Below are 18,996 nucleotides of genomic sequence, written 5' to 3' on the forward strand. Positions count from 1 at the left end.
GGCGGGGCCTCAGCCGGTGAAGCGGCCGAACGCGCCCCGGTGGAACAGCAGCGGACCGGCCGGTCCGTCCGCGTCCGCCGTCGCGCCCAGCGCCTCGACCCGGCCCACCACGATCAGGTGGTCCCCGCCCGTGTGGACGGCGTGGACACGGCAGTCCACCCACGCCGGTACGGAGTCGAGCAGCGGGGAGCCGGTCGCCGGGGCGCTTCCGTAGCCCACCCCCGCGAACTTGTCCGCCCCGCTCACCGCGAACGCCCGGCACAGCGCGCCCTGTCCGTCCCCCAGGATGTTCACGCAGAAGGACCCGGCGCGGGCGATGCGCGGCCAGGTCGTCGACGTACGGGCGACCATGAACGCGACCAGCGGCGGGTCCAGCGAGAGCGAGGCGAAGGACTGGCAGGCGAAACCGGCGGGCCCGTCCGCGTCGTGCGCGGTGACGACGGTGACACCGCTGGCGAAGTGGCCCAGCACCCGGCGGAATTCGGCGGGGTCCACCGGGAGCCGCTCACCGTCCCGGACGGCCCTCAGATCCGGCCGGGGCAGCGCCTGCGGCGGCGGCTGAGGATCCCCTGCCGCCGTCGCCGCGGCGCCTGCGGACCGGAGGTACCGGACGGCGGTGGCGGCCATGCCTGCGTGTCCCATCACACCGTCCATTAGAACTGACGGCCCGTCAGATGTGAAGCCCGGGGAGCGGGGCGCTCGTGCGGCGGTGCCTGTTTCCGGGCCGGCTCACCCGCCCGCGTTCGTGCGGCGGGCGTAGTGGCGCTGGGCCTTCGCGCGGTTGCCGCACCCGGCCATGGAGCACCAGCGGCGGGTCCCGTTCTTGGAGACGTCGTAGAAGTGCAGGACGCAGGCGTCGTTCGCGCACGGGCGGATGCGGCCGGGCCGGTCCGCCACCAGTTCGAGCCAGTTGTCCGCCGCGTGCCAGGCGGGGCCCCAGGCCGGATCGTCCACCTCCACCACCGACTCCGGGAGGCCGTCGGCCCCCAGGGTGCGGCGGATGCGGCCGTGGGCGAGGACGGCGTTGAGCGCGGCGGCGGCTCCGGCGGCGGCCGGCGCGTCGAGGGCGGCGGCCGAGGCCAGCGCGCCGAGGGCGGTGCGGGTCTCCAGCAGCCGGTCCAGGGTGGCGCGGTCGGCGGCCGGGGTGAGCGGCCCGGTCTGCTCGCGGACCGGCGGGCTGCCCAGCCATAGCGCCAGGCCGTCCAGGGAGGCGAGCAGGTCGCGCGGGCCCTCCGCGTCGACCCAGCGGGTGTTGAGCAGGTCAAGGGCGAGCGGTTCACCGGTCAGCGGCCGGGGGTCGGCCCCTGCGGGGTGCGGCACGGCTGTCTCCTTCCGTCGCGGCTCGGTCGCGTCTCGCCGTGGCCCGGCCGAGGCTCCGGGGCCGACCGAAGGCCCGGGTCCGGGGCTGGGTCCGGGGTCGTGGCCTGGTCCGGCTCCGAGTCCGGCTCCGGAGCCTGGTCCGGGGCCCGGTGCAGAGCCTGGTCCGGTCGGGACCGGCACGTCGATGATAACCGGCCAAGCGAAGATCACCGGTTGACTGCCTCTGCGTCTAACCATTAAATTCACTTTTACAGGTTACGAGATCACCTCGCGGCCCTGACCGAAAGCATGGGGATCGACCATGAGCAAGGCGGAGAACCTGCGGACCGGCCACATCGGCCTCAACGTCACCGACCTGGACCGCTCGATCGCCTTCTACCGCGAGGTCTTCGACTTCGAGGTGCTGGGCGAGGGCAAGGAGGAGGGCCGCCGCCACGCCTTCCTCGGACGCGGCTCCCGTCTCCTGGTGACGCTGTGGCAGCAGAGCGAGGGCGCTTTCCCCGCCGGGCTGCCGGGCCTGCACCACCTGTCCTTCCAGGTGGACACCGTCGAGGAGGTACGGGCCACCGAGGAGGTCCTGCGCACCCTGGGCGCCGACTTCGCCTACGACGGCGTCGTGCCGCACGGCGAGGGCGCCACCTCGGGCGGCATCTTCTTCGCCGACCCCGACGGCATCCGCCTGGAGGTCTACGCGCTCACCGGCGCCGACCCGGCGGCCGCCCCCACCACCGGTGCCCCGACCTGCGGCTTCTTCTAGCCCCGCGGACCGGGCCGACACGCTCCACCCTCCGGCGAAAGGCAGGACCATGGGCGGCTACCACCACGGTGAGATCGCCGTACAGGCGCGGGCGGGCCTCGCCCGCGAAGCCGGGCACGCGCGGGTCGTCATCGGCAACACCGTCCCCGAGGTGGCGGTGGCCTTCCTCGCGCAGCAGCCCCATGTGGTGGTGGGCGGCACGGACGAGGGGGGCCGGATCTGGGCCACCCAGCTCACCGGGGAGCCCGGTTTCCTGACCGTCCCCGGCCCGCACACCCTGCGCATCGGGACGCTGCCCCCGCCGGAGGACCCCCTAGCCGCGGTCCTGAGCCGGGCCGGTGCCGCGGCAGGCTCCGGCTCCGGCCCGGAGGCCGCCCGCATCGGCATGATCGGCATCGAGCCGGCTACCCGGCGCCGGATGCGGATGAACGGCCGGGCCGTCCGCGACGGCGACGGCCTGCGCGTCGAGCTCGACCAGGTCCTCTCCAACTGCCCCAAGTACATCCAGAAACGCGACCACCACCCGGTTGCGGGGACGGCGGCCCCGGCCCCCCGGGACGCCGTCGACTCCACGGAGCTGAGCCCGGACCAGCAGCGGACCCTGCGGGAGGCCGACACCTTCTTCGTCGCCACCGCCTCCCCGGACGGTGACGCCGACGCCTCGCACCGGGGCGGCAACCCGGGCTTCGTCCGGGTGCTCTCACCCCGGCTGCTGCGCTGGCCCGACTACGTCGGCAACGGCATGTTCCTGACCCTCGGCAACCTCGAACTCAACCCGGCCGCCGGTCTCCTTGTCCCCGGGTGGGAGACCGGCACCTCCCTCCACCTCACGGGCTCGGCCCGCACGGTCTGGGACGCGGAGGAGGCGGCCCGCCACCCCGGGGCTCAGCGGCTGGTGGAGTTCGAGATCACCGCCGTACGGGAAGTGACGGCGGCCTCCCCGCTGCGCTGGTCCGCGCCCGCCTACTCCCGCTTCAACCCGCCGGCCGCCTGACCCCACCCGGCCGCAGCACCCTCCTCCCCTCCCGTATCGCCGTTCAGCCGTTTCCACCCGCCCTACCTGTGACGGAGTCACCATGCGGATCACCGTGGACATGGACGTCTGCCAGAGCCACGGCCAGTGCGTCTTCGCAGCTCCCGAGAGCTTCTCCTTCGACGACGACGAGTACCTCCGGTACGACCCGGCGCCGGACGACGCGCTGCGCGACAGCATCGCGAAGGCCGCGGCCTCCTGCCCGGTCCGCGCCATCACCGTGGTCCCCGCCCCGTGAGGGGGCGCCGGCCGTCCTCGTGACCGCCGGGGCCCCGTCGGCCGGGCCGCCGCCGCCCGGCTGTCCGCCGGCCGGATTTCCCGACTGGCCGCGTAATGGCGGTCGTTGGCGGAACAGGTCGCGGAACAGGGGGAGTACATGGCTCCTCCGCCTCCCCCCGAGGGGCCGCTCAACGCCCCTGGAAGTCCGGGGTGCGGCGCTCGGTGAAGGAGGCCACGCCCTCCACCGCGTCCCGGGTGGCCATGTTGATCTCCTGGGCGGCCGCCTCCGCCGCGAACGCGGTCGTCCGGTCGCTGGTGAGCGCGTCGTTCACGAGCTGCTTGGTCAGGGCGAGCGCCCGGGTCGGCCCGGCGGCCAGCCGTTCGGCCCACGCGGCGGCCACCGCCTCCAACTCCCCTTCTCCCACCGTTCGGTTGACGAGCCCGATCCGCTCAGCGTCCACCGCCGACAGGGCGTCCCCGAAGAACATCAGCTCCTTCGCCCGCTGCGGCCCCACCAGCCGGGGCAGCAGATAGGCGCCGCCGCCGTCTGGCACGAGCCCCCGGCGGACGAACACCTCGATGAACCTGGCGGTGTCGGCCGCCAGCACCAGATCGCAGGCGAACGCGAGATGCGCGCCGATCCCGGCGGCGGTCCCGTTGACGGCGGCGATCACCGGCTTCTCGCAGTCCAGCACGGCGGCGACGAGCCGCTGCGCCCCGAGCCGGACGGTACGGGCCACGTCCCCGGGAAGCCGCTCGCGCACCCGGTCCGGGGCGCCCCGCAGATCGGCGCCCGCGCAGAAGCCGCGCCCGGTGCCGGTGAGCACGACGGCCCGGACGGCGGGGTCGGCTGAGGCGTCGGTGAGCAGAGCGATGACGCGCTCGCGCTGCTCCGGGGTGAGGGCGTTCAGGGCCTCGGGCCGGTTGAGGGTGATCCAGGAGACGCCGGAGGCGGTGGTGGAGTGGCGGACGGTGTCGTCCGGGAGGGCGCCCCCCGCCGGAGCCGCCCCCGCGGCGTCCGCGCGTACGGGTTCCGCGCCCACGGCTTCCCCCGGCACGGGTTCCGCGCCCACGGCTTCCCTCGGCACGGGTTCCGCGCCCGAGGTTTCCCTCGGCACGGGTTTCGCGCCCACGGTTTCCTTCCGTACGGGCTCCGCTCCCGGGGTTTCCCTCCGTACGGGCTCCGCTCCCGCGGCGTCCGCGCGTACCGGCTCCGCGTTCACCGGCACACCGCCAGCGCGTCCAGCGCCACCGCGCCCTGCCCGCGCCCCAGCACCACCAGCGGGTTGATGTCCAGCTCGGTCAGGTCGTCGCCCAGCTCCAGGGCCATCCGCTGGACCCGCAGCACCACCTCCACCAGGGCGTCCACGTCGACGGGCGCACCGCCGCGCACCCCGGCCAGCAGGGCCCGCCCGCGCAGCTCGCCGAGCATGTCCCGGGCCTCCTTCTCGCCGAAGGGAGGAACCCGTACCGCCGTGTCGTGCAACACCTCCACCAGCACCCCGCCGAGCCCGACCGTGACGGTCGGGCCGAAGAGCGGGTCGTGGGTGACGCCGACCATCATCTCGACGCCCCGGTCGATCATCTGGCAGACCAGGATGCCGTCCAGGTCGACCGACTCGAACCGGGCGATGTCGGTCAACTCGCGGTAGACGTCGCGCACCTGACTGGCCGAGGTGAGCCCGACCTTCACCAGGCCCAGCTCCGTCTTGTGCGCGAGGTGCGGCCCGGAGGCCTTCATCACGACCGGGTAGCCGACCGGTCCGGCCGCCCGGACGGCGCCCGCCGCGCTGGTGACGAGCTGCTCGCGCGGCACCCGGATCCCGTACGCGCGCAGCAGCTGCTTCGCCGCGTGCTCGCTGAGCTGCCGGCCCGGCCGCATCAGGCCGCGCGCCTTGCGGAAGGAGGGGGAGGGGGTGCGGGGGGCCTCGTCGAAGGGGGAGCGGTAGCCGGAGGCGAAGCGGTGGTGGTCCAGATAGGCCTTCACGGCGGTGACGCAGTTGGCGAACGTACGGAAGGTGGCGACGCGGGAGGAGCCGAGGAGGGTCGTACGGTAGGCGTCCTCGGTGCCGACGGGGGAGCCCCAGACCACGCAGACCAGCTTGTCGGTGGCCTCGGCGGCGTCCACCAGGTCCTGCGCGAGGCGGTCGCTCATGGGCGGGAACGGGCCGGTGATCGGGCAGACGAGCACACCGACGGACGGGTCCGCGAGGATCGCGTCGATGATCTTCCGGCCGCGCCAGTCCCCGACTGGGTGGCCGCCGTTGTCGATGGGGTTGGCGACGTTGAGGTAGTCAGGTATCCAGGTGTGCAGCTCGTCCTGCTTGGCGGTGGAGAGGGCGGGCAGGGTGAGCCCGGCGGCGGTGGCCAGGTCCGCGAAGTGGGCGCCGGTGCCGCCGGAGATGGAGTACACGGCGACGCCCTCGGCCCGCGGCGGCCGGGCGCGGGCCAACAGGGCTGCGGTGTCCTGGAGTTCGTCGAGCCCGTCCACGCGGACCACCCCGAACTGCCGCATCGCCGCGTCCACCACTTGGTCCGCCCCGGTCAGCTTCCCGGTGTGCGAGGCGGCGGCCTCGGCCCCCGCCTCCGTACGCCCCACCTTCACCGCCACCACCGGCACCCCCGCGCGGGCGGCCCGGTCGGCGGCGAGCAGGAAGGCGCGGCCGTCCTTCAGCCCCTCCACGTAACAGGCGATGGCCCCGACCTCCGGCCGCTGGGCGAAGTACGCGAGGAAGTCGGCGGTCTCCAGATCGGCCTCGTTGCCCGTGGGTGCCCAGTGCGAGAGGCGGATGCCCAGCTCCTGGAGGGTGTGGAGCGGGCGGCCCTGGTGCCCGGACTGGGTGATGAGGGCGATGGCGGGGCCCTCCAGGTCGTCCCGGAACCGCTCGAAGGCGTTCAGGTTGGTGTTGGGCCCGAGCAGCCGCACCCCGGACCGCTCCACGGCCGCCGCCAGCCGGGCCTGCGCCACCGCGCCCGCCTCCCCGGTCTCCGCGAACCCGGAGGCGAAGGCCACGGCGAAGGGGATCTTGGCCTCGCCCAGCTCCTCGACGACCGGGAGCGGGTCGGCGACCAGCAGGACGGCGAGGTCGACGGGTTCGTCCAGCCCGGCCAGCTCGGCCACCGAGGCCACGCAGGGCAGCCCGAACACGGTCTGCCGCGCCGGGTGCACCGGATGCAGCCGTGCCCCGACCCGCTCGGCCCAGGCGATGAGCTGGCGGGTGATACCGGCGTTGGGCCGCCCCTCGGCGTCGGAGGCGCCGACGACGGCCACCGAGCGCGGCCGGAAGAAGCGGTCCAGGTCGGGCACGGCCAGCTGGAGCGGCCGCCCGCTGACGTCGAGCCCGCCCTGCCGGGTGGCGGTGGGCAGGCTGACGACGGAGGCGTGCGGCTCCTCGCCGCAGGCCACCACCCGGGCGCGGAAGTCGGTGGTGAGGGTGCCGTGAGTCGATCCGAGCATCGTTCCGCCCACTCCTGTCCTGCTCGATGGAGTCCGTCGGCCGGTGCCCGGTGTACCGCGGGACCGGCACGATGAACTGACGCTCTGTCAGTTTACTGAACTGACGCTCCGTCAGGAATGGTCGTGCAGGCAAAGGCTCGGGCGCGCCGTCCGGCCGGGGCGGGTGTCGCGGAGACGCCCTCCGCCCGGAGCGCGGGGGTGCCCCCGGTCCGGAGCGCACATCGCCGGGGTGGCCGGGGCCGGGGCCCGGTCGCGGGCCGGACGGCCGGACATCCCTCCCGGACGCTGACCCATGGCGGGGTGCGGTCCACCGGGCGAGGCTGGAGCCATGACACAGCCGACAGAAGCAGCAGCGCAGCCTTCGTCCCCCGTCCTCGTGCTCGGCGGCACCGGCAAGACCGGCCGCCGGGTGGTGGCCCGCCTCCGTGACCTGGGAGTGGAGGTCCGGGAGGCCTCGCGGTCCGGCGGGACCCGGTTCGACTGGGAGTCGCCGGACACCTGGGCGCCCGCCCTGGAGGGGGCGGCCGCCGTCTACATCGTCCCGCTGGACACCGAGCCCTCCCCGACCCCCGCCTTCGTCGAGCAGGCCGTGGCGGCCGGGGTGCGGCGGCTGGTGCTGCTCTCGGCCCGGGGCGTCGACGTGCCGGGCTACTTCGGCTCCCCGCTCCTCGACGACGGCCCGCACCTGCGGGGCGAGCAGGCCGTACGCGCCTCCGGCCTGGCCTGGACGATCCTGCGCCCCGGCTGGTTCACCCAGAACTTCAGCGAGGGCGTCTTTCTCGAAGGCGTACGCGACGGTGAACTCGCCCTCCCCGTCGGCGACGGCCGGGCGGCCTACATCGACGTGGACGACATCGCCGCGGTGGCGGTGGCGGCGCTCACCGAGGACGGCCACGACGGCGAGGTGTACGAACTCTCGGGCCCGCGCGCCCTGAGCGTCCCCGAGGTCCTGGACGAGATCGAGAAGGCCTCCGGCCGGCGGGCCGCCTACGCCCCGCTGCAGGAGTCCGCGTTCCGGGACGCGCTGGTCGTACGCGGTATGACGGAGGTGGAGGCCGACCTCTGGACGGCCGCCCTGGACCCGATCCGCACCAGCCGGGAGGCCCCGCTGAAGGACGGCGTCCACCGCGCCCTGGGCCGCCCCCCGCGCGATGTGTCCGACGTCTTCCGGGACGCGGCGGCGGAGGGGGCCTGGGGCTGACCGCGCCCTCCCTCGGGCCCACCCGTCGGACCCCGGGGCGCGGCGGGCTCGTCCTGCCGGGCTCCGGGTCCCGGGGCTCACCCCGCCGGGGTCTTCCGCCCGCTCTCGCCCCGTGTCGCCGTCGCCGCCCGGCGGTAGGCGGTCGGGCTCTCGCCCCGGAGCCGTTTGAAGGCCGCGCTGAAGCCGAAGGCGTCCGCGTAGCCGACCCGGCGGGCCACCGCCGCCACCGTCAGGTCCGGGCCGGTCAGCAGGTCGGCGGCGAGGGTCATGCGCCACTCGGTCAGATAGGCCACCGGGCCGTCCCCGACCAGCTCGGTGAACCGCTTCGCCAGGGTCGTCCGCGAGACCCCGGCCCGGGCCGCCAGCTCCGCCGTCGTCCAGGGGTGCGCCGGGTCGTCGTGCATCGCCTTGATCGCGGGCCCCGCGACCGGGTCGCCGAGGGCTCCGTACCAGCGGGGCGGCTCGGCCTCCGGGCGGTCGAACCAGTCCCGCAGGGTGCACACGAGCATCCAGTCGAGCAGCCGGTCCAGCACGATCTGGTGACCGGGCCGCGCGCCGCCGATCTGGGCGGCCAGATAGTCGCGCAGCGGCCCGCAGTCGTCCTCGTCGGGGACGACGAGAGCGGGCGGCAGGGCCTGGAGGAGACGCCGGGGCACCTCGGCCCGTACGTCGTAGGCGGCGGCCAACAGCACGGTCGGGCCCGCCAGTTCGGGGCCGGGTCCGGAGGGCGGAGGTGCCTCGTCCTGCCAGTGGACCTCCCGTACGCCCGCCGTCGGGTCGTCCAGCCGTGCCGGGTCGTCGGTGAAGGTGAACGGTGCCGGACCCCGTACGATCGCGGCCTCCCCGGACGACAGCCGCAGCGGCTCACCGCCCTCCGGCACGATCCACCCGGCCCCGCGCATGGGCAGGCAGAGCGTCAGGTACGCCCCGTCCGTGAAGCGCAGCGACCACGGCGGCCACAGCACCGACCGGCCGAACACCGCTCCTCGGCCCCGCACGCCCTGCAACAGCTCGTCGAACACGTCCATGGCCGTCACGATAGGCAGAAACGCCCACGGGGCGCGGCCCCCGGCCCCACGCCGGTGCTCGGGGCCCGCGCTCCCGACCGGTCATCTCCGACCGGTCGTCCCAGGCCGGTCATCTGCGGCCGGTCATCCCCGACCGGCTATTCCAGGCCGGTCGATCCGGGGGTCACCGCGAACCCGTCGCGTACGCCGGTGCCTGCTGCCGGCCCGCCACCGTCGGCCGCGGATTCTTCAGCGCTCCCAGGTCGTGCGCGTACGTGCCCACCGCGTGCGCGATGACGTCGATGTTGATGTCGTACGCCTTCATGCTGATGTTGTGCAGCGTGTCCCCGGCCGCGTGGTAGTTCGGGTCGAACGCGACCCCCGCCCGGCCGCCCCACTTCGCCTGCTCCGCGGGCGACTTGAGCGCCTCGGCGCCCGTGGTCGTGCCGCCGGAGGGGATGCCCGCCAGGACGAAGGGGTGGTAGTCCGAGCGGCCGATGAAGGGCGTTCCGGCCGTCGGGAGGCCGCGGTCGCCCAGGAACGTGGTGATATCCCGCTCGATCTGCTCCGAACCGGTCGGGCCCTCGGGGAAGTTGAGGCCGTCGGAGTTGTCGCCGTCGAAGACGAAGAGGCCGTAGTTGGGCGAGGCGATGATCTCGAAGTTCAGGTAGAGCTTGATCCGTTGGCGTTCCGCGGGGGTCAGGCCGTCCACGTAGTGCGCGGAGCCGAACAGGCCGCTCTCCGCCGCCGACCACCAGGCGAACCGCACCTTGTTGCGCGGCTGCTTCTCCTTCTTGGCCAGCTTCAGCGCGACCTCCAGCAGCCCGGCCGAGCCGGAGCCGTTGTCGTTGATGCCCGGACCCGCCTTCACCGCGTCCAGGTGGGCGCCGAGGACGACGGTGTCGGCCGGGTCGCCGCCGCGCGTCTCCGCGATGACGTTCCGGGTCGTACGGGTCTCCTGGAGCTGGCGCACCTCGAAGGAGATGGTCACCGGTCCGCGGGCGAGGTCGGCGGCGAGCCGGTCCCCGTCGGGCTTGCTCATCCCGGCGGTGGGGATCTTCCCGTCGCCGGGGCCGCCGAGGGTGCCGGAGAGCGGGCCGTACCCGGCGTCGATGTTGTTGTAGATGATGGCTCCGGCCGCACCCGCCGCCGCGGCCTGCGCCTGCTTGGCGCCGAAGGTGCAGCCACCGCGCTTGATCAGCGCGATCCTGCCGGTGAACGCGCCCGCCGCGTAGTCGCCGGGCTCGCAGCCGGTGGTGCCGTCCTCGTCGACCGGTACGGCGGCCAGCTCGGCGGTGATCCCGCCGACCGGGGTCGAGGTGGTGTAGGTGAGCGCCTTGATCTCGGCGTCGAACGGGGTGGGGGAGAGGACCGACGCCTTCTCCGCCAGCGTCTCCGTGTAGACGAAGTCGAACGTCTGGTAGGAGACGTCGTACCCGGCCGCCTTGAGGAGCGTGTGCACATAGGCGGCGGAGAGGTCGTGCCCGAGCGAGCCGGCGACCCGGTGGCCGCCCGTCGCCCGGGCTATCGCCTGGAGGGCCACGAGATGCTTGCCGGCGCTCGCGGCGGACGCGTCCCGGACGAGGGTCCGGGAGAGGGCGGCGGCGTCCTCGGCCGCCCGGTCCCGGTGCGCGGAGGCGGGTGAGGCGGAGACCAGCAGGAGCGGGGCGACGAGGGCGGCGGAGGCGAGGGCGGCGACGGATCTTCGAACGGAGGCGCTCACAGAAGTCCTTCCCGGTGCAGACGAGTTGACCGGAAGCTAGCGATCTCCGCGCCGACCTGGGAACAGCCGCGCTACAACTCAGGCCATTAATCACACAGTTGTCATCATGTCGCCGTAGTCACTCCGGCGTGTCCTTGATCTACGCCGGGTGCCGCAGCACCGGAGCGGTGGGCCCGGACCCACGTAGCCGGCCCCGCAGAACCGAGCCGCCGCCCACCCGGACCTCAGTGCACCCGTGCCTCAGGCCGCCGCGGACCTCAGCGCACCCGTGCCTCAGGCCGCCGCGGACCTCGGCGGACCCGCGCCTCCGCCCACCCCGGACCTCAGTGCGCCCGTGCCACCCGCTTCGCGATCTTCTCGGCGTCCCGGGCCAGTTCGCGGAGCATCCCGCTGATCGGGTTGGTGAAGCCGGTGAAGTAGAGCCCCGGGGCCTGCTTCGGGGTGCGGGCGCCGTGGACGACCGGCCGCCCCCGCCCGTCCAGTACGTCCAGGTGGCCGAGCAGCGGCTCCAGGGCCCGGCTGTACCCGGTCGCCGCGATCACCGCGTCCGGGGTGAGCCGGGTGCCGTCGGCCAGCACCACCGCGTCCTTGTCGAAGGAGGCGACGGTCGCCACCGGAAGGACCCGGCCGTTCCGCACCGCGTCGATCAGCCCCACGTCCTGCACCGGGATCGCACCCTCGCGGACCCGTGAGTACAGCCCCTTCTCCGGGCGCGGCAGGCCCTGCGCCGACAGGTCCGGCACGGCGACCCGGGCCAGCAGCGACCCCGCCCTGTCCACCAGCCGCACCGGCAGCCGGCGGACCAGGATGCCGGTCGCCTGGGCGGGCCACCCCGCCGTGGAGCGGCGCACGATGTGCGGGGCCGTGCGCACCGCGATCCGCACCCGGGCCGCCCCGCCCTCCGCCAGGTCCGCCGCGATCTCGGCCCCCGTGTTGCCGATGCCGACGACCAGGACGTCCCTGTCGGCGTACGGGGCCGGGTTGCGGTACTCCGCCGCGTGCAGCAGCTCGCCGGTGAAGGTGTCGCGCCCCGGCCACTCCGGGATGCGCGGGGTGTGGTTGAAGCCGGTGGCGACGACGACCGCCCGGCCGCGCAGGACCCGGCCGCCGGTGGCGGTCAGCTGCCAGTCGCCCGAGCCGTCGGGGTGCGGGTCGATCCGGGTCACCTCGACGCCGGTCACCACTTCCAGCTCGTGGTGCTCGGTGTACTTCTCCAGATACCGCACCAGGTCGTCCCGGCCCACCCACCGCCCGAACTTCCGCGGCATCCTCAGCCCCGGCAGCGCCGACCAGCGGCGCGTGGTGTGCAGGTGCAGCCGGTCGTAGTGGCCGCGCCAGGAGGCGCCGATCCGGTCCGCCTTCTCCAGGACCACCGCCCGTACGCCCCGGGCCCGGAGCGCGGCGGCGGTGGCGAGACCGCCGGGGCCGCCGCCGATGACGTAGACGGGGCGGTCGTCCGTACGGTCGGTGAGGGCGACGGCGTCGGTGCGGCCGCTGGGGGACGGGCTGTTGGGCATGGTTCGGAGCGTAATCGCCCGCTCTGTTGATGGGTCTCGGTCAAGGTGGAAATCGATTGCGAATTGATCACGGGGGGCGTGATGCGGCGTTTGCGGTCATGCGCGCCCCTCGCCCCATCTAAGGTAAGGCTAACCTTGCTTCGCTCGACGCGAGGTGACCACCGGGGGGCCGTCGCGCGGTGCCGTGCCGCGCGCCCACCAGGCGGTCGAAGGGTGGAACGCACATGAACGGCAGACAGTCGGCCCGGACCACGACCGGTCGGGGCGGGTTCCCGGGGCTCCGGGCCGGACTCAAGGGCGCGGCGGTCGTCGCCGCCGGGCTCCTCGCGCTCACCGCCTGCGGTGGCGGGGGCGACGCGAGCGCCAAGGGCGAGAAGAGCGGCGACAAGGCCGCCGCCGCCACCCGTACCGTCAAGCACGACGCCGGAACCGCTGAGAAGGTCCCCGCCCAGCCGAAGCGGATCGTCTCGGTCAGCGTCACCATGACGGGCCACCTGCTCGCCCTCGACGCCCCGGTCATCGCCTCCCAGGCCACTCCGCCCTCGGTCATCACCGACCAGCAGGGCTTCTTCACCCAGTGGTCCGAGGCCGCCGCCAAGAACAGCGTCAAGGTCGCCTACCAGGGCTTCGAGCCCGACGTGGAGAAGGTCCTCGCGCTGAAGCCGGACCTCATCATCGGCGCCTCCTCCGGTGCGGAGAACGCCGAGAAGTTCTACGACAAGCTCTCCGTCGTCGCCCCCACCCTCCTCTACCGCCACGACGACGTCTCCTGGCAGGACCTGACCGCCCGTCTCGGCAAGGACCTCGGCCTGGAGAAGCGCGCGACCGAGGTCGTCGCCGCCCACGAGAAGCGGGTCGGCGAGGTCAAGGCCGCGATCACCGTGCCGAAGCAGTCCGCCGCGCTCGTCCGCGACAACCAGTCCGCCATGACCGTCTTCACCCCCGAGTCGGCCCAGGGCCGGCTGCTCACCTCGCTCGGCTTCACGGTGCTGGAGCCCCCCGCGGGCAAGGGCGAGACGCAGGGCGGCCGTTCGGACTTCGCCGAGTTCAGCCAGGAGAAGGTGGCCGACACCGAGAAGGACAGCTCGCTCCTCTTCGTCAGCCACACCCCCGAGGAGATCACCGCCGCCACCGCGCGCCCGGTCTGGAAGGACCTGCCCGCCGTCAAGGACAAGCGGGTGTACGACCTCGGCCTGGACACCTTCCGGCTGGACTACTACAGCGCGGGCAACCTGATCGACAAGATCGAGAAGGCCTTCGGCTGACGGTGGCCGGGAGCGACGTGAACCTCGATCGCCGGGAACCTCAGGCACCGTGACCGTCAAGCGATCCACCGTACGCGTACGGTACGCCGCCGGGCTCACGGCGGGGCTGCTCCTCCTGGCCCTCGCCGTGGCCGGCGGCCTCGCCGTGGGCGCGCGGTCCGTGCCCCCGGCCGAGGTGTTCGCCGCCCTGCTCGACCCCGACGCCCCGCACGCCTCGATCGTCCGGGAGGTCCGGGTCCCGCGCACGCTCCTCGCCGTCGCCGCCGGGGCCGCGCTGGGCCTCGCCGGGGCGGTGATGCAGGGCATGACCCGCAACCCGCTGGCCGACCCCGGCATCCTCGGCGTCAACACCGGGGCCGCCTGCGCCGTCGTCGCCGCGACCGTGCTGCTCGGTACGCGCTCGCTCCAGGCCGTCGTCTGGTGGGCGCTGCTGGGGGCGGCCGTGGCGGTGGTCGTGGTGTATCTGCTCGGCGGCCGGGGCGCGGGGCGCGGCACCCCCGAGGGGCTCGTGCTCGCGGGGGTGGCCGTCACCGCCGTGCTCGGGGCGGTGGTCAGCGGGCTCGGGGTGCTGGACGCGGACGCGTACGGGACCCTGCGCATGTGGTCCGTCGGCACCCTGGCGGGGCGCGAACTCCCGGTGCTCTGTGAGGTGTTGCCGTTCCTGCTGGTCGGAGCCGTTCTCGCGCTCACCGTGGCGCCCGCGCTCGACGCGTTCGCGCTGGGGGACGAGGCGGGGCGGGCGCTGGGCGTCGCCCCCGGCCGCGTACGGCTGCTCGGCACGCTCGCCACGGTGCTGCTCAGCGGCGCCGCCACCGCCGCCATCGGCCCGGTCGGCTTCGTCGGCCTGGTCGCCCCGCACGTGGGCCGCCTCCTCACCGGCCCGGACCACCGCCGCCTGATGCCGTACGCGGTCCTCGTCGGCGCGGGCCTGCTGCTCGTCGCGGACATCGTGGGCCGGGTGATCGCGCGCCCCGCCGAGATCCAGGTGGGCATCGTCACGGCGTTCGTGGGCGCGCCCGTACTGATCTGGCTGATCGGCCGCAACCGGCGGGCCCGCCGGAGCGCCTCCCGGAAGGCGGTGGCCCCGGCGTGAACGCCGCGACCCGTACCCGATCCCGTGCCCGTTCCCGTACGGAGGAGGCGGCGGCCGGCCCCGTCCCCGCACGGGGCCGGGGCCCCGCCCGTCGGCCCCTCCGCCTCGCCCCCGGCCGGCTCTCCTTCCGCGTCCGCCCCCGCCCCCTCGCCGTCACGCTCCTGCTGGCCCTCCTCGCGGCGGGCAGCGGGGCGCTCGCGCTCACCCGGGACGGGCTCGTCCCGCCCGCCGAGGTGCTGGGCGCGCTGTTCGGGGCGGGCTCGGAGCAGGCCGCGTTCGTGGTCCTGGAGCTGCGGCTGCCCCGGGTGGCGCTCGGCCTCGTCGTCGGCGCGGCGCTGGGTGCGGCCGGTGCGCTGTTCCAGCAGCTCTCCCGCAACCCGCTCGGCAGCCCGGACATCGTGGGGTTCAACTCGGGTGCCGCCACCGGGGCGTTGCTGGTCCTGTTGCACGGCGACCCGGCGTATGTGGCGGCGGGCGCGGCCGGTGGCGGCCTCGCCACGGCGCTGATCGTCCAACTCCTGGCCCGGCGCGGCTCGTTCCGGGGGAACCGGCTCATCCTCGCCGGGATCGCGGTCGGTTCACTGCTCACCTCGGTCAACTCGTACCTGCTCACCCGGGCCGCCCTCGACCACGCCCAGTCCGCCCAGCTCTGGCTGATCGGCAGCCTCGGCTCCACCGAACGCCACCAGATCCTCCCCGCCCTCCTCGCCCTGGCGGCCCTGCTCCTGCTCGCCCTCCCTCTCGTCCGCCGCCTGGACTTGCTGGAGATGGGCGACGAGGCGGCGGGCGGCCTGGGCGTCGACGCGGGCCGCACCCGTGCCCTCGTGCTCCTGGTCGCGGTGGGGCTGAGCGCGGTTGCGGTCTCGGTGGCCGGGCCGATCGTGTTCGTGGCGCTCTGCGCGCCGCAGTTGGCCCGCCGCCTGAGCCGCGGTACGGGAACGGGGCTGCTCCCCGCCGCCGCGATGGGCGCCCTCCTGCTCTCCGCCTCCGACCTGGTGGCGATCACCCTGCCGACGGCGGGCCCGCTCCCGGTGGGGGTGGTGACGGGCGCGCTGGGCGGGGTCTACCTGGCGTGGCTGCTGGGGCGGAGGCGGCGGCGCTAGGGCCTGTCGTCAAACTGCCGCCTGCCGGGCGGCGACGGCAGTTTGACGACAGGCCCTGGAGGTGGCCGGTCCGTGCGGGCCTCTTGCGTGAGCCGGTCCGCATCCGCTGAACTGACGTATCGTCAGATGCGAGGTGACCGGAGGCTGCCCCATGCGGACGATCTGGCTCAGCGGTGCGGAATGGCTCGCCGTCCTGCGCATAGGCCTCGGCCTGTGGTGGCTGGAGAGCTGGCGGCACAAGGACAGGAAGGGCTGGTTCGAGCGGGGCACGGGGATTGCCTGGGCGGCGGACGTGGCGGGCAAGCACCGCTGGGGTGTCGTCCGCACCGGCTTCCGGCGGGTCGTCGAACCCCGCCCGAAGCTCATCGCCTACGTCGTCGTCTACGCCGAACTGGCCCTGGGGCTCGGCCTGGTGACGGGCTTCCTCACCCCGGTGGCGCTGGTGGCGGGCCTCCTGCTCAATCTGCTGTACCTCACCCTGATGATCCACGACTGGGCCGAGCAGGGGCAGAACGCCATGATGGCCCTGATCTCGCTGGTGGCCCTGTTCGCGATGGGCTGGCAGGTCTGGTCGCTCGACGCGGCGTTCGGGCTGTTCCTGTGAGCCAGGACCCCGGGGCGGCTCCCCGCTTCGACCTCCCCGAGCCGGACGCGTTCACCCGCCCGTACTGGGACGCGGCGGCGGAGGGGCGGCTGCTGATCCGGCGGTGCGGCGGGTGCGGCCGGGCGCACCACTATCCCCGGGAGTTCTGCCCGTACTGCTGGAGCGAGGACGTGGCCTGGGAGACCGCGAGCGGCCGGGCCACCCTGTACACCTGGTCCGTCGTGCACCGCAACGACCTGCCGCCCTTCGGCGGGCGCGTTCCGTATGTCGCCGCCGTCGTCGACCTGGCCGAGGGGCCCCGGATGATGACGGAGGTCGTGGAGTGCGCGCCCGCCGGCCTCCGGATCGGGATGGGGCTGACGGTCGCCTTCCGGGGCCCGGAGGGGGGTGTCGGGGAGGCGGTGGCCGTCTTCCGGCCCGGGGCTGACGTGGGTCCGGCCCCGGCCCCTGGACTGACGGGTTCCGGCCCCCGGGGCTGACGGGTTCCGACGCCTGGGGCTGAGGGGTTTCGGCCCCTGAGCTGACGGACGGGCCCCTACCGGTGGGACCGGTGGGGCGGGCCCCGAGGGACTGGCGGGTTCCGGCCGCCCCGGACCGACGGGGCGGGCCCCTGTGGCAGGCTGGCGGCCCAGGGCCATGATCCAGGGCGCGAGGGGGCGGCGTGCGGCGGTCGGAAGAGGTCACGGGCTGGGCGTTCCTCGCCGAGGTGGACGGGGTCCCGCACGCCGGAGTGGCGGTGGGGCAGGCGGTGCCCGGCCCGTTCCCCGGCGCCGGACCGGGCGGAAGCCTGTACACCCGCGCCCGCGTACGGGGACTGGCACCGCTCGCCTCGCTGGACGAACTGCCGTTCACGGAACCGGTGGACGCGCGGTGGCACGTCCACCGGGACGCGGCGGGCGTCGTCACCGTCCTCGGTCCCGGCGGCCTCCGGCCGGCGTACGACCTCCACCCGGTGGCCCCGCTGGTGGAGCTGGTCCCCGGCCTGGTGAACACGGCGGAGGTGCTGGTCGCCGCCGAACTGGAGCACCGCAGCTGGGGCATCCGCCGCTACCGCGCCCGCCTGGGCCCCACGTCCCGGGGCATCACGCTGAGCACCGGGGACCGGCGGCCCCAGCCGCCCGGCGACGCGGACTGATCACAGTCGGGGCACGGTCACAGCCCCGGCGCGCCCCACACGGGGAACCACCGGGACAGGTCCTTCTCCACCCGGAGATCGTCCCCGAGGGCGCCCCGCACCTGGAGTTCCAGCTGGTTGTCCCGCTTCTCGGCGTCGCCGGGGAGCGGGGCGAACGGGTAGAACGTGCCGCGCTTGTACAGATACACGAGCGCCAGCGCACGCCCCTCCGCGTCCTGGAAGCCGATCAGCGAGCAGAGCAGGTGCGGCCCGAACCCGCCGTCCTGGAGCAGGGTGTTCACCGCGTGCAGGTCGTTGACCAGGGCCGCCGTGTCGTCGGCCGGGTGGTCGGCGAGCAGCCAGGTGTAGCCGTACGCGTCCCGGCTGAACTCCACCGGGACGCCGCCGCGCCCGGTGTCCGCGTCGAGCAACTCCCGTACGTCCTCCTGGAGCCGGGCGAATCCGCCGCCCTCCACCCCCGCGAAGCAGACCGAACCCCGGCCCGTCGGGGTGAAACCGGTGGCGGCCTGGAGGGTCAGGGCGGCGGAGGGGACGGCGAAGAGCTGGTCGAGGTCGGGGCGGACGGGTTTGCTGCGGCCGAGGATGGCGTCGAGCAGGCCCACGGACGGCACTCCTTCATGTCGGATCAGCGGGACGGATCCATGTCGGATCAGCGGGACAGGTCGGTGGAGATGCGCGACAGCTGGTCCAGGCGCTGTTCCAGCGTCGGGTGCGTGGAGAAGATCCGCCCGATGGACTCCTTCGCGGAGAAGGCGGGCAGGAAGTAGAACGCGTTGTACGGCTCCGCCTTGCGCAGGTCCTCGGTCGGGATGCGGGCCATCTGCCCGCTGACCTTGGTCAGGGCCGAGGCGAGGGCGGAGGGGCGGCCGGTGAGGAGGGCGGCGGCGCGGTCGGCGGACAGCTCCCGGTAGCGGGAGAGCAGCCGGGTGAGCAGGAAGCTGATCGCGTACACGACGGCGCTGATCAGCGGGATCAGCAGCAGCAGGATGCCCGCCGGGTCGTTCCCCGGGCGGCTGCGCGCGAACCCGCCCCACAGGGCGATCCGGGTGATGATGCCCGCCAGGACGCCGAGGAACGAGGCGATGGTCATGACGGCCACGTCCCGGTGCGCCACGTGCGACATCTCGTGGGCGAGGACGCCCTCCAGCTCCTCCGGCTCCAGTCTGCGGAGCAGCCCCGTCGTCGCGCAGACCAGGGCGGTCTTCTCGCTGCGCCCGGTGGCGAACGCGTTCGGTACGTCACTCTCGGCGATGGCCACCTTCGGCTTCGGCATGTCCGCGAGCGCGCAGATCCGGTCGATGGTGCCGTGCAGCTCGGGGGCCTGTTCGGGGGTGACCTCGCGGGCGCCCATGCCGTACGCCGCGATGCGGTCGCTGAACCAGAACTGGGCGATGAACAGGCCGCCCGTGATGATCAGGATGATCGGCCAGGAGCCGCGCAGGGCCGCGAGGAGCACGCCCACGAAGACGACGTACAGCAGACCGATCAGGAACATGGTGGTGACCATGCGACCGGTCAGCCCCCGGTCCGGGGCGTAGCGGGAACGGGCTCGTGGCATCGGT

The 18,996-nt window shown here is 74.3% G+C and carries 19 protein-coding genes; 10 read left to right on the forward strand and 9 right to left on the reverse strand.

Annotation, left to right across the window (positions count from 1 at the left end; genetic code table 11):
• Nucleotides 1-9: 9 nt before the first annotated feature.
• Nucleotides 10-627 carry a flavin reductase family protein gene (locus ACQ9ZG_RS19950; protein WP_109914373.1) on the reverse strand — a complete coding sequence of 206 codons (618 nt, stop codon included), beginning with the start codon at nucleotides 625-627 and terminating at the stop codon, nucleotides 10-12.
• Between the two features lie 102 nt (nucleotides 628-729).
• The gene (locus tag ACQ9ZG_RS19955; RefSeq protein WP_499280986.1) at nucleotides 730-1,320 is read right to left on the reverse strand and encodes a CGNR zinc finger domain-containing protein; all 591 of its coding nucleotides are present in this window, start codon (nucleotides 1,318-1,320) and stop codon (nucleotides 730-732) included.
• A gap of 301 nt (nucleotides 1,321-1,621) precedes the next feature.
• Here ACQ9ZG_RS19955 and ACQ9ZG_RS19960 point away from each other — a divergent pair, with 301 nt between their 5' ends.
• The 3 genes from ACQ9ZG_RS19960 (at nucleotide 1,622) to ACQ9ZG_RS19970 (ending at nucleotide 3,348) form a co-directional block, all read left to right on the forward strand.
• The gene (locus tag ACQ9ZG_RS19960) at nucleotides 1,622-2,077 is read left to right on the forward strand and encodes a VOC family protein (protein ID WP_109916230.1); all 456 of its coding nucleotides are present in this window, start codon (nucleotides 1,622-1,624) and stop codon (nucleotides 2,075-2,077) included.
• Between the two features lie 49 nt (nucleotides 2,078-2,126).
• The gene (locus ACQ9ZG_RS19965; protein WP_109916229.1) at nucleotides 2,127-3,071 is read left to right on the forward strand and encodes a pyridoxamine 5'-phosphate oxidase family protein; all 945 of its coding nucleotides are present in this window, start codon (nucleotides 2,127-2,129) and stop codon (nucleotides 3,069-3,071) included.
• Nucleotides 3,072-3,153: 82 nt separating this feature from the next.
• The gene (locus ACQ9ZG_RS19970) at nucleotides 3,154-3,348 is read left to right on the forward strand and encodes a ferredoxin (RefSeq protein ID WP_084993072.1); all 195 of its coding nucleotides are present in this window, start codon (nucleotides 3,154-3,156) and stop codon (nucleotides 3,346-3,348) included.
• A 169-nt stretch (nucleotides 3,349-3,517) separates the two neighbouring features.
• Here ACQ9ZG_RS19970 and ACQ9ZG_RS19975 read toward each other — a convergent pair whose 3' ends face one another.
• Together ACQ9ZG_RS19975 and ACQ9ZG_RS19980 are read right to left on the reverse strand one after the other, a co-directional pair.
• On the reverse strand, nucleotides 3,518-4,402 hold the full coding sequence (locus ACQ9ZG_RS19975; protein WP_258312341.1) for an enoyl-CoA hydratase/isomerase family protein: 885 nt from the start codon (nucleotides 4,400-4,402) through the stop codon (nucleotides 3,518-3,520).
• Nucleotides 4,403-4,548: 146 nt separating this feature from the next.
• Nucleotides 4,549-6,786, reverse strand: a complete 2,238-nt coding sequence (locus tag ACQ9ZG_RS19980; protein WP_109916947.1) for an acetate--CoA ligase family protein — start codon at nucleotides 6,784-6,786, stop codon at nucleotides 4,549-4,551.
• A gap of 328 nt (nucleotides 6,787-7,114) precedes the next feature.
• Here ACQ9ZG_RS19980 and ACQ9ZG_RS19985 point away from each other — a divergent pair, with 328 nt between their 5' ends.
• The gene (locus ACQ9ZG_RS19985) at nucleotides 7,115-7,987 is read left to right on the forward strand and encodes an NAD(P)H-binding protein (protein ID WP_109914706.1); all 873 of its coding nucleotides are present in this window, start codon (nucleotides 7,115-7,117) and stop codon (nucleotides 7,985-7,987) included.
• A 77-nt stretch (nucleotides 7,988-8,064) separates the two neighbouring features.
• Here ACQ9ZG_RS19985 and ACQ9ZG_RS19990 read toward each other — a convergent pair whose 3' ends face one another.
• The 3 genes from ACQ9ZG_RS19990 to ACQ9ZG_RS20000 all read right to left on the reverse strand — a co-directional run bounded on the left by ACQ9ZG_RS19990 (nucleotide 8,065) and on the right by ACQ9ZG_RS20000 (nucleotide 12,234).
• Nucleotides 8,065-9,015 carry an AraC family transcriptional regulator gene (locus ACQ9ZG_RS19990; RefSeq protein WP_028416803.1) on the reverse strand — a complete coding sequence of 317 codons (951 nt, stop codon included), beginning with the start codon at nucleotides 9,013-9,015 and terminating at the stop codon, nucleotides 8,065-8,067.
• A 163-nt stretch (nucleotides 9,016-9,178) separates the two neighbouring features.
• Nucleotides 9,179-10,717, reverse strand: a complete 1,539-nt coding sequence (locus ACQ9ZG_RS19995; RefSeq protein WP_109916993.1) for a M28 family peptidase — start codon at nucleotides 10,715-10,717, stop codon at nucleotides 9,179-9,181.
• A gap of 323 nt (nucleotides 10,718-11,040) precedes the next feature.
• Entirely contained in the window at nucleotides 11,041-12,234 is a 1,194-nt protein-coding gene (locus tag ACQ9ZG_RS20000; protein ID WP_499280989.1) for a flavin-containing monooxygenase, read from the reverse strand.
• A 224-nt stretch (nucleotides 12,235-12,458) separates the two neighbouring features.
• Between ACQ9ZG_RS20000 and fepB the strand changes: the two genes are divergently transcribed.
• The 6 genes from fepB to ACQ9ZG_RS20030 all read left to right on the forward strand — a co-directional run bounded on the left by fepB (nucleotide 12,459) and on the right by ACQ9ZG_RS20030 (nucleotide 17,434).
• The gene (gene fepB, locus ACQ9ZG_RS20005; RefSeq protein ID WP_109914088.1) at nucleotides 12,459-13,499 is read left to right on the forward strand and encodes a Fe2+-enterobactin ABC transporter substrate-binding protein; all 1,041 of its coding nucleotides are present in this window, start codon (nucleotides 12,459-12,461) and stop codon (nucleotides 13,497-13,499) included.
• Between the two features lie 49 nt (nucleotides 13,500-13,548).
• Nucleotides 13,549-14,592 (forward strand): FecCD family ABC transporter permease, encoded by a 1,044-nt coding sequence (locus ACQ9ZG_RS20010; RefSeq protein WP_499280991.1) that lies wholly within the window; start codon nucleotides 13,549-13,551, stop codon nucleotides 14,590-14,592.
• Complete coding sequence (locus tag ACQ9ZG_RS20015; RefSeq protein WP_499280993.1) at nucleotides 14,589-15,695, forward strand: FecCD family ABC transporter permease; 1,107 nt, start codon at nucleotides 14,589-14,591, stop codon at nucleotides 15,693-15,695. Before ACQ9ZG_RS20010 ends, ACQ9ZG_RS20015 begins: the two co-directional genes overlap by 4 nt.
• Nucleotides 15,696-15,846: 151 nt before the next feature.
• Nucleotides 15,847-16,299 carry a DoxX family protein gene (locus ACQ9ZG_RS20020; protein WP_109916556.1) on the forward strand — a complete coding sequence of 151 codons (453 nt, stop codon included), beginning with the start codon at nucleotides 15,847-15,849 and terminating at the stop codon, nucleotides 16,297-16,299.
• Nucleotides 16,296-16,778 carry a Zn-ribbon domain-containing OB-fold protein gene (locus ACQ9ZG_RS20025; protein WP_109916555.1) on the forward strand — a complete coding sequence of 161 codons (483 nt, stop codon included), beginning with the start codon at nucleotides 16,296-16,298 and terminating at the stop codon, nucleotides 16,776-16,778. The genes ACQ9ZG_RS20020 and ACQ9ZG_RS20025 overlap by 4 nt, the downstream gene beginning before the upstream one ends.
• Before the next feature lie 182 nt (nucleotides 16,779-16,960).
• The gene (locus tag ACQ9ZG_RS20030) at nucleotides 16,961-17,434 is read left to right on the forward strand and encodes a hypothetical protein (protein ID WP_258312293.1); all 474 of its coding nucleotides are present in this window, start codon (nucleotides 16,961-16,963) and stop codon (nucleotides 17,432-17,434) included.
• A 17-nt stretch (nucleotides 17,435-17,451) separates the two neighbouring features.
• Here the strand turns inward: ACQ9ZG_RS20030 and pspAB are convergent, their stop codons facing one another.
• Together pspAB and htpX are read right to left on the reverse strand one after the other, a co-directional pair.
• Nucleotides 17,452-18,036 carry a PspA-associated protein PspAB gene (pspAB, locus tag ACQ9ZG_RS20035; protein ID WP_028416796.1) on the reverse strand — a complete coding sequence of 195 codons (585 nt, stop codon included), beginning with the start codon at nucleotides 18,034-18,036 and terminating at the stop codon, nucleotides 17,452-17,454.
• 47 nt (nucleotides 18,037-18,083) lie between these two features.
• Nucleotides 18,084-18,992 carry a zinc metalloprotease HtpX gene (gene htpX / locus ACQ9ZG_RS20040; protein ID WP_028416795.1) on the reverse strand — a complete coding sequence of 303 codons (909 nt, stop codon included), beginning with the start codon at nucleotides 18,990-18,992 and terminating at the stop codon, nucleotides 18,084-18,086.
• Nucleotides 18,993-18,996 lie beyond the last annotated feature (4 nt).

This window comes from Streptomyces araujoniae (assembly GCF_050871195.1).
Lineage (GTDB): Bacteria > Actinomycetota > Actinomycetes > Streptomycetales > Streptomycetaceae > Streptomyces > Streptomyces bacillaris.

What these genes read in the sequence shown, in the direction of transcription:
- ACQ9ZG_RS19950 (WP_109914373.1), bottom strand. Translation starts at nt 627, where the DNA reads ATGGCCGCCACCGCCGTCCGGTACCTCCGGTCCGCAGGCGCCGCGGCG.
- ACQ9ZG_RS19960 (WP_109916230.1), top strand. Translation starts at nt 1,622, where the DNA reads ATGAGCAAGGCGGAGAACCTGCGGACCGGCCACATCGGCCTCAACGTC.
- ACQ9ZG_RS19965 (WP_109916229.1), top strand. Translation starts at nt 2,127, where the DNA reads ATGGGCGGCTACCACCACGGTGAGATCGCCGTACAGGCGCGGGCGGGC.
- ACQ9ZG_RS19970 (WP_084993072.1), top strand. Translation starts at nt 3,154, where the DNA reads ATGCGGATCACCGTGGACATGGACGTCTGCCAGAGCCACGGCCAGTGC.
- ACQ9ZG_RS19980 (WP_109916947.1), bottom strand. Translation starts at nt 6,786, where the DNA reads ATGCTCGGATCGACTCACGGCACCCTCACCACCGACTTCCGCGCCCGG.
- ACQ9ZG_RS19985 (WP_109914706.1), top strand. Translation starts at nt 7,115, where the DNA reads ATGACACAGCCGACAGAAGCAGCAGCGCAGCCTTCGTCCCCCGTCCTC.
- ACQ9ZG_RS19990 (WP_028416803.1), bottom strand. Translation starts at nt 9,015, where the DNA reads ATGGACGTGTTCGACGAGCTGTTGCAGGGCGTGCGGGGCCGAGGAGCG.
- ACQ9ZG_RS20000 (WP_499280989.1), bottom strand. Translation starts at nt 12,234, where the DNA reads ATGCCCAACAGCCCGTCCCCCAGCGGCCGCACCGACGCCGTCGCCCTC.
- fepB (WP_109914088.1), top strand. Translation starts at nt 12,459, where the DNA reads ATGAACGGCAGACAGTCGGCCCGGACCACGACCGGTCGGGGCGGGTTC.
- ACQ9ZG_RS20020 (WP_109916556.1), top strand. Translation starts at nt 15,847, where the DNA reads ATGCGGACGATCTGGCTCAGCGGTGCGGAATGGCTCGCCGTCCTGCGC.
- htpX (WP_028416795.1), bottom strand. Translation starts at nt 18,992, where the DNA reads ATGCCACGAGCCCGTTCCCGCTACGCCCCGGACCGGGGGCTGACCGGT.